Source organism: uncultured Stenotrophomonas sp. (assembly GCF_963519925.1).
Lineage (GTDB): Bacteria > Pseudomonadota > Gammaproteobacteria > Xanthomonadales > Xanthomonadaceae > Stenotrophomonas > Stenotrophomonas maltophilia_AE.
The window spans coordinates 1-12,614 of sequence record NZ_CAUQPH010000109.1 but is presented as its reverse complement, the minus strand read 5'-3'; the positions used below and the strand labels follow the sequence as shown (position 1 = coordinate 12,614).

9 protein-coding genes are annotated in these 12,614 nt (G+C 68.6%); 2 read left to right on the top strand and 7 right to left on the bottom strand.

What is annotated here, in order from left to right:
- On the bottom strand, positions 1-1,856 hold a 1,856-nt coding region (locus tag RWO33_RS15565; protein WP_314106049.1), incomplete at its 3' end, for a VIT domain-containing protein.
- Between the two features lie 150 nt (positions 1,857-2,006).
- Between RWO33_RS15565 and RWO33_RS15560 the strand changes: the two genes are divergently transcribed.
- Positions 2,007-3,071, top strand: coding sequence for a DUF1176 domain-containing protein (locus RWO33_RS15560; protein WP_314106047.1), 1,065 nt, complete (start codon positions 2,007-2,009; stop codon positions 3,069-3,071).
- Between the two features lie 167 nt (positions 3,072-3,238).
- On the opposite strand, the gene recJ is transcribed toward RWO33_RS15560, so the two are convergent.
- From recJ to dapB, 6 genes are all read right to left on the bottom strand, one after another.
- Positions 3,239-4,972, bottom strand: coding sequence for a single-stranded-DNA-specific exonuclease RecJ (recJ, locus tag RWO33_RS15555; RefSeq protein WP_314106046.1), 1,734 nt, complete (start codon positions 4,970-4,972; stop codon positions 3,239-3,241).
- 123 nt (positions 4,973-5,095) lie between these two features.
- A complete protein-coding gene (locus RWO33_RS15550; RefSeq protein ID WP_314106045.1) occupies positions 5,096-6,016 on the bottom strand; it encodes a phosphoglycerate mutase in 921 nt (306 codons plus the stop codon).
- Positions 6,017-6,023: 7 nt separating this feature from the next.
- Positions 6,024-6,488, bottom strand: coding sequence for a transcription elongation factor GreA (gene greA, locus RWO33_RS15545; RefSeq protein WP_186308850.1), 465 nt, complete (start codon positions 6,486-6,488; stop codon positions 6,024-6,026).
- An 8-nt stretch (positions 6,489-6,496) separates the two neighbouring features.
- Positions 6,497-9,739, bottom strand: a complete 3,243-nt coding sequence (gene carB, locus RWO33_RS15540; RefSeq protein WP_314106043.1) for a carbamoyl-phosphate synthase large subunit — start codon at positions 9,737-9,739, stop codon at positions 6,497-6,499.
- Between the two features lie 129 nt (positions 9,740-9,868).
- The gene (gene carA, locus RWO33_RS15535; protein WP_314106041.1) at positions 9,869-10,999 is read right to left on the bottom strand and encodes a glutamine-hydrolyzing carbamoyl-phosphate synthase small subunit; all 1,131 of its coding nucleotides are present in this window, start codon (positions 10,997-10,999) and stop codon (positions 9,869-9,871) included.
- Between the two features lie 278 nt (positions 11,000-11,277).
- Entirely contained in the window at positions 11,278-12,006 is a 729-nt protein-coding gene (dapB, locus tag RWO33_RS15530) for a 4-hydroxy-tetrahydrodipicolinate reductase (protein ID WP_314106040.1), read from the bottom strand.
- Between the two features lie 148 nt (positions 12,007-12,154).
- On the opposite strand from dapB, the gene RWO33_RS15525 reads away from it, so the two are divergent.
- Positions 12,155-12,614 (top strand): hypothetical protein (locus tag RWO33_RS15525; RefSeq protein ID WP_314106038.1); only part of this gene is annotated, 460 nt, incomplete at its 3' end.

The following is a 12,614-nucleotide window of genomic DNA, read 5'->3' as shown; positions in this document are numbered from 1 at the left end:
GACGGCGGCGCCGGTGCTGCGGCGTGCATGGGCGCGGAGCGCTGCTTGAGCGGCGCGGCCGACGGCGGCACGCCCTTCGGCCAGGCCCGGTTCCACCAGGCGTCGCGCTCGGCATATTGCGCAGCGAGGTTGTCCAGCCGCGCACGGCGCGCGGCGGCCTCGTCCCCGGCCTTGACCGCATGCAGCCGGTCGTACGCCTGCTGCAGGGGTGGCGCCGGGCGGATGCCATAGCGCAGGTAATCGTCCAGGGTTTCCAGCACCAGCAGCGAGGTGTCTGGCCCGACCAGCCCGAAGCGCAGCGCCAACGCCTGCAGGGCCGCGCGATGCGTGGCGGGGTCTGCGGACAGGTGCCGGCGCTGCGCGTCGGCCCAGGCATGTGCGACCAGCGCGCCCCCGGTGTCGCGCGCATCGGCCACCGGCACTGTCACGGTTCGACCCGCGCCATCGGCGGTCGTCACCTGCAGGCGCAGCAGCGCATCCGCACGCTGCACCCGCGCCAACACCCGCACCCAGCCCTGCCCCGCGCGCGCGTCATCCACGTGCAGGTCGGTCAGCCCTTCGCCCTGGACCACGACATCAGCGGCATCTTCGCGCAGCAGCTGCGCGGCGGTGGCCGCAGCCTCGCCGGCACCGGCCAGCACCAGCAGCTGACCATGCCCTGCCCGCGTCCAGTCGCGAAGGCGGTCCGTGTCGGTGCGCGCACCGGCACTGCTCAGCGCGTACAGGCGTTGCCCGCTGCGCAGCACGGGCCGCGTGCGCTTGCCATAGTTGGCCAGCCCATCGCTGACCAGCAGGTATTCGTCGATGTCGGGCTGTGCGGTCCAAGCGCCGAGCGCGCTGGCGCCGTCCTGTGGCAGCGCGGACAGGTACTGGCGCAGCGCGCTCCAGTCGCCATTGCGGATCGCGAAGCGCCGCGTCGGCTCGGCGCGGTCGCGCAGTACGGTCAGCTGCACCTCGCCATTGCCGATCGCGCTGAAGTAGCGCGCCAGCACCGCCAGCTCGGCGGCGGCATCGCGCGAGCGCGCGGATCCCGAGGCGTCCCAGAGCAGGCCCACCCGTCGCGGCAGCGGGCGTTCGCGGGTCTGCACCGGCACCGGGACCTGCACCATCAGGTATTGCTCGCCACCGAAGTGGCCACGCAGCGCATCCACTCCGCGTGGCAGCGGCAGGGTCCAGCCCAGCTGTGCCGGCAGCGATTCGCCAGGCCCGGCCCACACTGCCCGCCAGGCCCCTTCACGCAGTGCCAGCGCCACCGGTCCCCTGCCCGTCGCAGTCGGCACGCCGGTGCCCACCGCGTCCAGCCGCAGCTGCACCGCCTGTGCGTTGCGCGCGAACTGCAGCGGCAGCGTCCAGCGCAGGCCGTGTGCGCCCACCGGCAATGCCTCGCGCACGGTCAGCGCCACGCGGCGGGTGCCGCGTGCCGGAATCGGATAGATGCGCAGGCGGAACTGGTTGCCGACGGTCTGTTCGAGCAGCCCCGGGTCGACCTGGCGTCGCTCGATCGCTTCAAATACCTGACGCCCCTGCGCCTTGGGAACCGGGACCGCATCGCGCAGGCTCCCGTCGATGTCCAGCGCGAACGCCGTCACCTGCTGGCCCTCGGCCAGCGGAAACTCCAGCGCGCCTTCCAGCTCGCGCCGGTTCGGGTTGCGGAATACCAGTTCAATCCGCGTCTCGCCCAGGCCGGCGGCCACATGGCTGTCGATCCGCGCCTGCTCCAGCACCACCGGCTGTTCGGCACCGGCAACCTTGAGTACAGGCTCGGCCGCGCGCTGCGCGGCCGCCAGCTGGATGCCCATGCCCCCGCCAACCCATAGCAGCAACCCCAAGCTGATACCGCGCAGCACGTTGTCCATGTCCCGCTCCCGATCCGATGACGACAGGTTGAACGCATCAGCGCGGCAAACGGGGTTGCGTGTTCCAGCCGCCTGCCAGGGTCATGGACAGGAACCGCCGGGCAGTCCACGATCCCAGCCCCAAGGAACGTTGCCCTGCAAGGACTCCGCATGCGCCGGTCGCTCTCTCTCCTCCTGCTTGTCGTCGTGCTGCCGGCGGTACATGCCGCTCCCGCCGAGGCCATCCCCTCCGGTCTCGAATTCGGCCACGAGGACTGGACCCTGGCCTGCGACAACACCCGCACCTGCCGCGCGGCGGGCTACCAGCGCGACGATGGCGACAGCGAACCGGTGTCGATCCTGCTCACCCGGCCCGGCGGCCCCGGGCAGCGCGTGAGCGCCGAGCTCATGCTCGGCCAGTACGAGGAAACTACCCTCCCGAAGCAGCTGCAGCTGCAGATCAACGACGCCACGCCGGCGCCGCTGCAGTACGACGCGGATGCCGGTACCGCCACCTTGTCCGAGGCCCAGGTGAGTACCCTGCTCGCCTCGCTTACCCGCATCAGCCGCATCGTGCTGATCGCCGAAGATGGGCGGCGCTGGACGGTGTCCGATCGCGGCGCCTCAGCGGTGCTGCTCAAGATGGACGAGTTCCAGGGCCGACTCGGCACGCCCGGCGCACTGGTGCGCAAAGGCACGCGGGCTGAAGCCACGGTGCTGCCGGCGCTTCCGGTACCGGTGGTCACCGTGGTCAAGGCGACACCCACGCGTCCCGCCGATGCAGCCCTGGCCACGTCGACTGCCTTGCGTGCAGCGCTGGCCGCTGCAACTTCCGCCGACGACTGTGCCGCACTTCATCCTGACGACAGCATGTTCGCCGACGAGGGCCCGCAGCAGATCACCGTACAGCGCCTCAGCGCGAACAAGCTGCTGGTGTCGCAGAACTGCTGGCGCGCGGCCTACAACACCGGTGACGGCTACTGGGTGGTCAACGACCATGCCCCATACCACCCGACGCTGGTTACCGCGTCTGCGGCGGACGGCGATGTGCGCAGCATCGAACAGGCGCACAAGGGTCGCGGTCTTGGCGACTGCTGGTATACCGCAAGCTGGGTCTGGAACGGCACGCGCTTCGTCAAGACCGCAGAAGCCAGCTCGGGCCTCTGCCGCCTGGTCGCCGCCGGCGGCGCGTGGCAGATGCCGACTCTGGTAAGCGAGGTCAAGGACGCGCCTTGAGGCGATCACCGGTTCAGAACGGAAACACGGCCGATGTCGCCTGTGCGGCGTTGAACAACCTATGCAGCAACCGGTAGTGCCTTGGCCACTCCGTCCGGACCCAACGTGTCGGATAATGAAGCAACACTACGTTTCGTGGATTGCCACCGCAGCAGGTGGCTTCCCAATCACGCGTCGGCGCAGTGCTCGACGATCAGCTGGATCGCGCCGTTGCCGCGGTAGTCATCGCTGACAAGGCGGTAGGCGATGTGCACGGTGTTGGCCGGCGCGGTACCGCGCCAGCCGCTGAAATGGATGGCGTTGATCGGTTCGGCGCGGCCCGGCACGCGCAGGCTCAGCTTGAGGTGCTTTTCCTTCAGCACCTGCCAGCGCGCCACCTGGAAATGGCCGTCGAACAGCGGCTCGGGGAATCCCTGCCCCCACGGGCCGGCCAGGCGCAATGCTTCGGCATGGCGGAAATCCAGTTCGCCCGGGGCCAGTTCGCCGTCGCTCAGCAGCTGCTGCTGCAGCGCGGCCGGGTCCATGCTCGCGCGCACGACGGCCACGAATGCCTGCTGGAAATCCTGCAGCCGCGCATGCGGCAGGCTCAGCCCGGCGGCCATGGCATGGCCGCCGAACTTGTCGATCAGCCCGGGATGCGCCGCATTGACCAGGGCCAGCGCATCACGGATGTGGAAGCCGGCAATGGAACGCGCCGAGCCGCGCAGCGAGTCGCTGCCCGGTTCGGACGGCGCGAACGCGATCACCGGCCGGTGCAGGCGGTCCTTCATTTTCGAGGCGACCAGCCCGACCACGCCGGGGTGCCATTCGGCGTCGAACAGGCAGGCCGCGATCGGGCGCTCACCCTCGGCACCCAGCACGGCCTTTGCAACCGCCAGTTCGGCGTCGTCGGTCATCAGCTGCTGCACCGCGCGGCGCTCGGCGTTGATCTGTTCGAGCGTCTGCGCGATCTCCCGGGCCTGGCTGCGGTCCTCGGTGAGCAGCAGCTCGATGCCCAGCGCCATGTCCTCCAGGCGTCCGGCCGCGTTCAAGCGTGGCCCCAGCGCGAAGCCGATGTCGGTGGCGCTCAGGCGGGCCGCGTCACGGCCGCTGGCCTCGATCAGCGCCTGCAGGCCGACGCAGCCCTGCCCGGCACGCAGGCGGCGCAGGCCGGCAGCGACCAGCGCACGGTTGTTGGCATCCAGCGCGACCAGGTCGGCGACGGTGCCTACCGCGACCAGATCCAGCAGGGTAAGGAGGTCGGGTTCGGTGCCCGCTGCAAAGGCACCCTGCACGCGCAGGTGGCGACGCAGCGCCATCAGCACGTAGAAGATGACCCCGACGCCGGCCAGCGCCTTGCTCGGGAAGGCGTCGCCGTTGATGTTGGGATCGACGATGGCATCGGCCGGCGGCAACTGCTCGCCGGGCAGGTGGTGGTCGGTGACCAGCACCTGCCAGCCCAGTGCCTTGGCCGCAGCCACCCCGGCATGGCAGGCGATGCCATGGTCCACCGTGACCAGCAGGCCCGGCTGCAGCGGTGCGAGCTCGGCGACCAGGGACGGCGACAGCCCATACCCGTGCAGCATGCGGTTGGGCACGGCGTGGACCACATCGCGCGCGCCGAGCATGCGCAGGCCGCGCACACCAACCGCACATGCGGTGGCACCGTCGCAATCGAAGTCGCCCACCACCAGGATGCGGGTGCCGGCGGTGATCGCCGCTGCCAGCAGGTCCACCGCGGCCTGCATGCTGCCCATCAGCTCCGGCGCATGCAGCTGTGCCAGCTTCGGCTGTGCCTGTGCCGCATCGACAACACCACGCGCCGCGTACAGGCGCTGCAGCAACGGCAACATGTCGCCGGGCCACTGGCCAAGGTCAGCTACGGGACGGCGTTGGATCTGGAGCGCATCAGGAGAAGTCAAAGCGGGCTCGATAAACAGCGGAAACGCCGATGGCGACCATGATACGCGCCGTGAATCCACATGACAGGCGCCCCCGAGCGCGTAGAGCCACGCCCTGCGTGGCTGCCCGGTACCAACGACCGATCACCCCTCGTGAAGTTGAACCGGCTTCTTCCAGAACCGCCAGCGCTGGCCCTTGTCCAGCTCGAAGCGGGCGCCATCCTCGAAGTCGAGCACCAGCCGGCGTAGTTCGCCGCGCTGCAATGCCGACAGCAGCGGACGGATCGCATCATTGCCCAGCTGTTCCAGCGATCGCAGCTGGCGCAGGTCGACCAGGGCATCCACCTGCTGGTCGCCATCGGCCTGCACGCCCGCTGCTTTGGCCAGCGCCTGCAGCAACGCGTCGCGGCTGCGGACCTGGGCATGCGCGGTACGCACCGCCCCGGGCAGCTCGCCGCCGCCCCAGAACCACAGCGAATTCACCGCACGCTTGCCGGCGGCCACGCGCTGGGCGTTCCAGGGATGCTGGTGCAACACCACCTGCGCCTCGGTCAGCAACGCGCGCCAACGGCGCCCGGCATCGCCTTCAGGCAGGTAGGCGAACAGGTCATCGCCCAACACGTCGTCGGGAGCGGCGAAGGCCGGCAGCGTGGTGCCCGGCGGCAGGCGCAGGTACCAGCGCGACGGCGTCGGCGCATCCAGGCTGAATCCATACCCGGCGAACAGCGGCTGCAGGGCCGGCAGCAGGGCCGCCACATCCTCCGCTTCCAGTCGCAATGTGTCGCCATGACCCATCATCCGCGCGCCGTGCATGTCCGGCACCACGTTGGCCGGGTCGGCCCGCAGCCACACACCGTCGTGGGCATCGCCCACGTCGAGCTGCCGGGTCAGCGCGGCGACCGGCCAGTCGGCCGGTTGCAGCTGGAAATGCCGCTGCAGCTGGGCGCGTTCGCCGGCATCGACATGGCTGCGCTCGGCACGGCCGAGCGCCCTGGCCACGTCATCCGGCAACGGCGACGCGGGGAAGCGGCTGCGCGCGGGCAGCAACAACGTCGCCGTGGCCATGGTCGGCTCAGTCCAGGTACTGGACGCTGACGATTTCGTAGTCGCGCTTGCCGGCCGGCGCGTCGATGGTGACCGCATCGCCTTCCAGCTTGCCGATCAGCGCCCGCGCCAGCGGCGAGGAGATCGCGATCAGGCCGAGTTTGATGTCGGCCTCGAGGTCGCCCACGATCTGGTAGCGCTTCTCTTCATCGCTTTCCACGTCGGCCAGCTCGACGGTGGCACCGAACACGACCTTGCTGCCGGCGTTGAGCTTGCTGATGTCGATGATCTCGGCATGCGACAGCTCACCTTCCAGCTGCTTGATGCGGCCTTCGATGAAGCCCTGCTCTTCGCGCGCGGCGTGGTATTCGGCGTTTTCCTTCAGGTCGCCGTGCTCGCGCGCTTCGGCGATCGCAGCGATGACCTTCGGACGCTTGACCCCCTTCAGATGGTCCAGCTCCTCGCGCAGGCGCTGTGCGCCCTTCAACGTGATCGGGGCTCTCATGCATTCAACTCCTTGTGCAGCTCCTGCAGCGACCAGACCGGGCCGGTACCGCGGAATTCCAGGGATTGCACCAGCGCCTTGGCGCCGGCAATAGTGGTCGAGTAGGTCACGCGGTGCTGCAGCGCTTCACGACGGATCGAGAAGGAATCGTTGATCGCCGCACGACCTTCGGTGGTGTTGACGATATACACGATGTCGCCGTTCTTGATCGAATCGACGATGTGCGGACGGCCTTCCACCACCTTGTTGACGATCTCGCAGCTCATGCCATGTTCCTGCAGCCACGCGGCGGTGCCACGGGTGGCCACCAGCGAGTAGCCACGCTCCAGCAGCGCCTGCGCCACCGGCAGCACGCGCTTCTTGTCCGGGTCGCGGACCGACACGAAGGCCTTGCCCAGCGGCGGCGCCTTGATCCCGCCGGCTTCCTGGGCACGTGCGAACGCAGCGCTGAAGCTGCGGCCGACGCCCATGACTTCACCGGTGGAGCGCATTTCCGGCCCGAGGATCGGGTCCACGCCCTGGAACTTGGCGAACGGGAAGATCGCTTCCTTGACCGAGTAGTAGTCCGGCACGATCTCCTTGGTCGCGCCCTGCTCGGCCAGGGTCTTGCCGGCCATGCAGCGCGCGGCGATCTTGGCCAGCGGCATGCCGGTGGCCTTGGACACGAACGGCACGGTGCGCGAAGCACGCGGGTTCACTTCCAGCAGGTACACGATGTCCTCGCCGTTGTCGCCGGCCTGGATCGCGAACTGGGTGTTCATCAGCCCGACCACGTTCAGGGCCTTGGCCAGCTCCACCACCTGGCGGCGCAGCTCGGCCTGGGTTTCGGCCGACAGCGAGTACGGCGGCAGCGAGCAGGACGAATCGCCCGAATGCACGCCGGCTTCCTCGATGTGTTCCATCACGCCGCCGATCAGCACGTTGCCGTCCTTGTCGGCAATGATGTCCACGTCCACTTCCACCGCGTTGTCGAGGAAGCGGTCCAGCAGCACCGGCGAATCGTTGGAGACCTTGACCGCGTCGCGCACGTAACGCGCCAGGTCGGCTTCGCCGTAGACGATTTCCATCGCGCGGCCACCAAGCACGTAGCTCGGACGCACCACCAGCGGGTAGCCGATCTCGCGGGCCAGCAGCAGCGCTTCCTGGTCGTTGCGGGCAATCCGGTTCGGCGGCTGCTTCAGGCCCAGCTTGTCGACCAGCTGCTGGAAGCGCTCGCGGTCTTCGGCCAGGTCGATGGAGTCCGGCGAGGTGCCGATCACCGGCACACCGTTGGCTTCCAGCGCGCGCGCCAGCTTCAGCGGGGTCTGGCCGCCGTACTGCACGATCACGCCCTTGGGCTGTTCCAGCTCGACGATTTCCAGCACGTCTTCCAGCGTCAGCGGCTCGAAGTACAGGCGGTCGGAGGTGTCGTAGTCGGTCGACACGGTTTCCGGGTTGCAGTTGACCATGATGGTTTCGAAGCCATCATCGCGCAGCGCCAGCGCGGCATGCACGCAGCAGTAGTCGAATTCGATGCCCTGGCCGATGCGGTTCGGACCACCGCCCAGGATCATGATCTTGTCGCGGTTGCTCGGCGCGGCTTCGCATTCGTCCTCGTAGGTCGAATACAGGTAGGCGGTGCTGGCACCGAATTCGGCCGCGCAGGAGTCCACGCGCTTGTACACCGGGCGCACCTTGTGCGCACGGCGCAGCGCACGTACCGCCGCTTCGTTGGTGCCGGTTAGTTCGGCCAGGCGCGCATCGGAGAAACCGGCGCGCTTGAGCTTGCGCAGGCGCGCGGCGTCGAGTGCGTCGATGCCTTCGGCAGCCACCTGGGTTTCGGCCTGGATGATCTCTTCGATCTGGTCCAGGAACCACGGGTCGATATGCGACAGCGCGAACACTTCTTCCACGCTGAAGCCGGCGCGGAACGCATCACCCACGAAGAACAGGCGCTCCGGGCCCGGGGCCTTGAGTTCGCGCTTCAGGGTGGTGATGTCGTCTTCGCTGGCCAGGTCCAGGCCGGTCGGGTCGAGGCCGATCTTGCCGGTTTCCAGGCCACGCAGGGCCTTCTGCAGCGATTCCTGGAAGGTGCGGCCCATCGCCATCACCTCGCCCACCGACTTCATCTGGGTGGTCAGGCGCGCGTCGGCGGCCGGGAACTTCTCGAAGGCGAAGCGCGGGATCTTGGTGACGACGTAATCGATCGACGGCTCGAACGACGCCGGGGTCAGGCCGCCGGTGATTTCGTTCTTCAGTTCGTCCAGGGTGTAACCCACCGCCAGCTTGGCGGCGACCTTGGCGATCGGGAAGCCGGTGGCCTTGGAAGCCAGCGCCGACGAACGCGACACGCGCGGGTTCATTTCGATCACCACCACGCGACCGGTGGTCGGGCTGATGCCGAACTGCACGTTCGAACCGCCGGTATCCACGCCGATCTTGCGCAGCACGGCGATGGAGGCATCGCGCAGGCGCTGGTATTCCTTGTCGGTCAGGGTCTGCGCCGGGGCCACGGTGATCGAGTCACCGGTGTGCACGCCCATCGGGTCCAGGTTCTCGATCGAGCAGACGATGATGCAGTTGTCGGCGGTGTCGCGCACCACCTCCATTTCGAATTCCTTCCAGCCCAGCACCGATTCTTCCACCAGCACTTCGGTGGTCGGCGACAGTTCCAGGCCGCGGGTCACGATATCGACCAGCTCTTCGCGGTTGTAGGCGATGCCGCCACCGCTGCCGCCCAGGGTGAAGCTGGGGCGGATGATGGTCGGGTAGCCGACGCGGGTCTGGATCTCGATGGCTTCTTCAAGGGTGTGCGCGACCGCGGCGGTCGGGCACTCCAGGCCGATCTCGCCCATGGCCACGCGGAACAGCTCGCGGTCTTCGGCCATGCGGATCGCGTCGCGCTTGGCGCCGATCAGCTCGACATTGTACTTCTCCAGCACGCCGTGGTCGGCCAGGTCCAGCGCGCAGTTCAGCGCGGTCTGGCCGCCCATGGTCGGCAGCAGCGCGTCGGGCTTCTCCTTGGCGATGATCTTTTCGACCGTCTGCCAGTTGATCGGCTCGATGTAGACCGCGTCGGCCATTTCCGGGTCGGTCATGATGGTGGCCGGGTTGCTGTTGACCAGCACCACGCGGTAGCCCTCGTCGCGCAGGGCCTTGCAGGCCTGGGCGCCGGAGTAGTCGAACTCGCAGGCCTGGCCGATGACGATCGGGCCCGCGCCGATGATGAGGATGGTCTTAAGGTCAGTGCGCTTTGGCATTGTCTTCTCTAGGTCTGTACAGCGTGTCGGGGGTGATCGCACGCTGTCGATCAGGAAACTTCAGGGCTGCAGCGCCGCGCCCAGGGCAGCGGCAGTGCAGGTGCACGCGATCCGTCGCGCTGCCGCCGGTCAGGCCTTGGCCTGCGCCATCAGGGCAATGAAACGGTCGAACAGCGGGCTGACATCGTGCGGGCCCGGCGAAGCTTCCGGGTGACCCTGGAACGAGAACGCCGGCACGTCGGTGCGCGCGATGCCCTGGTTGGTGCCGTCGAACAGCGAACGGTGGGTCACGCGCAGGGTGGCCGGCAGGGTCGCTTCGTCCACCGCGAAGCCGTGGTTCTGCGAGGTGATCATCACCCGGCCGTCGTCCAGGTCCTGCACCGGGTGGTTGGCGCCGTGGTGGCCATGGCCCATCTTGACCGTCTTGGCACCGGAGGCCAGCGCCAGCAGCTGGTGGCCGAGGCAGATGCCGAACACCGGCAGCTGCTTGTCCAGGAACACCTTGATCGCCTCGATGGCGTAGTCGCACGGCTCCGGGTCACCCGGGCCGTTGGACAGGAACACGCCGTCCGGATTCATCGCCAGCACCTCGGCGGCCGGGGTCTGCGCCGGCACCACGGTGATGTCGCAGCCGCGCTCGGCGAGCATGCGCAGGATGTTCAGCTTGGCGCCGAAGTCATAGGCCACCACCTTGTACTGCGGGGCGGCGCTGACGAACGTGTTCGAATCCAGGTCGAGCTGGCCCTCGTTCCAGCTGTATGCCTTTTCGGTGCTGGTCACCTTGGCCAGGTCCATGCCCTTCAGGCCCGGGAACTTGCGCGCTGCTTCCAGCGCCACGTCCACGTTGAGGTCGTCGCCGGCCATCAGGGCGCCGTTCTGCGCGCCGCGTTCGCGCAGGATGCGGGTGAGCTTGCGGGTGTCGATCCCGGAAATGGCGACCACGCCACGCTGCAGCAGCCAGTCCTGCAGCGACACCTGGCTGCGCCAGTTGCTGGGACGGCGCGGCACGTCGCGCACGATCAGGCCGGCCGACCACACCTTGCGGGCCTCGTCGTCCTGGTCGGTCATGCCGGTGTTGCCGATATGCGGGTAGGTCAGCGTGACCATCTGCCGTGCGTAGGAGGGATCAGTCAGCACTTCCTGGTAACCGGTCATGGCGGTGTTGAACACCACTTCACCGACGGACAGGCCGGGCGCGCCTACGGATTCGCCCTCGAATACGGTGCCGTCTTCGAGGACGAGGATTGCGGCTTGGGTCACGGGAATCTCACTTTGGCTACCGAGGGGGTCGCCGAAGTCACGCCACGCTTCACGGAAAAGCGGTTGCAAAAAAGCGCGGACTGCGGTGCGGGACCGGTCCGGCTGTCGTGATTCGGCGAGCGGGAATTGTAATGGGAAGGTCACCCGGGCGCCAGTGGCAACGCGTATTCAGCGCCGGAGGGCGTCGGACTGCGTGGACACGCATGGCGTGTCCCTACACGGCAGGTTCAAGGCGGCGTAGCGACACGCCACGCGTGTCCCGCCATCCCCTGCCTCGTTCAGCTGTCTTTCCCCGCCAGCAGATCCCGTACCCGATAACTCCCTGCCGGGCGTCCATTCAGCTGAACGGCGGCAAACAGCGCGCCGCGGGCGAAGATGTCGCGGTTGGTGGCGCGGTGGGTCAGCTCGATGCGCTCGCCCAGGCCGGTGAACTGGACCAGGTGCTCGCCGACGATGTCCCCGGCCCGCAGGCTGGCGTAATGCGGCTGCGCGCCGCCCTTCTGCGCCGCAGCGCCCAGGGTCAGCGCGGTTCCCGACGGCGCGTCCTGCTTGTGCACGTGGTGCGATTCGACGATGTCGCAGTCCCAACCGGCCAATGCGGCGGCCGCGCGCTCGACCAGCTCGTCGAGCACGGCCACGCCCAGCGAGAAGTTGGACGCCCACACCAGCGGGATCCGGCCGGCGGCCTGGATCAGCGCCTGGCGCTGGGTTTCGCTGATCCCGGTAGTACCGGACACCAGCCCTGCCCCACGCTCCACGCACAGGGCCAGCACCGGGTCGAATCCCTCCGGCAGGCTGAAGTCGATGGCGACGTCGAACGGCGGTGCGCCGTGCAGTTCGCTGGCGGCGAAATGCGGCACGCCTTCGACCACGCGCTGGGCCGGCGAACGGCGGGTGATGGCGGCGACGACCTGCAGGTCGTCGCGCTCTGCCGCCAGCCGCAGCAGGGCCTGGCCCATGCGGCCGGACGCGCCGTGGATGAGAATGCGAAGCGGGGACGTAGTCATGCACGCAGGCTAGCGGGTGCGGGCAAGCGTGCACAAGGGGCAACTTCGACAACGTCAGCTGACCCGTGCGTGGCCTTGTCGCGATTGCATCCTGCGGGCGCGGCGACGCTTGCCTAGTTTCTAGCATCCCCCGCCCAGGCCAGCCCCCATGCTTGTCATGTCCCGCAGTTCCAGCAGCCCGTCCCTGTTTGTCGGCCCCTTTTCCACGCGCGCAGGCGCACCGGGAAAGTGCCGGTCGCTGCCCGATGTACACCCGTTCGCGGGCAGCCTGTCGATCATCCACAACCGGCTGCCGAGGGCCGGCTCGGGCCTGTCGCTGCATTCGCGGCTGGACGACCAGGAGGACCTGCTGCCCGACCTGGGCTCGACCGACTCGCTGGAAGCCGGCGACCTGCGCCAGGAAACCCCGTCCCCCGACACCCTGCAGCAACTCGCCGAGTGCCGGGCCCTGCTCGACCTGCCCCGGCATTGCGCGGTCCAGCGCGATGCAGATGGACGCCTGGGTGCGGTTGCAGATGGATCGGCCGAGTACCTGCTGGCCCACGCCCACGGGCTGGACGCGCCGGCCGCGCTGCGCACCGCCGGCGCCCTGCGCCGCGGGGGCTTCC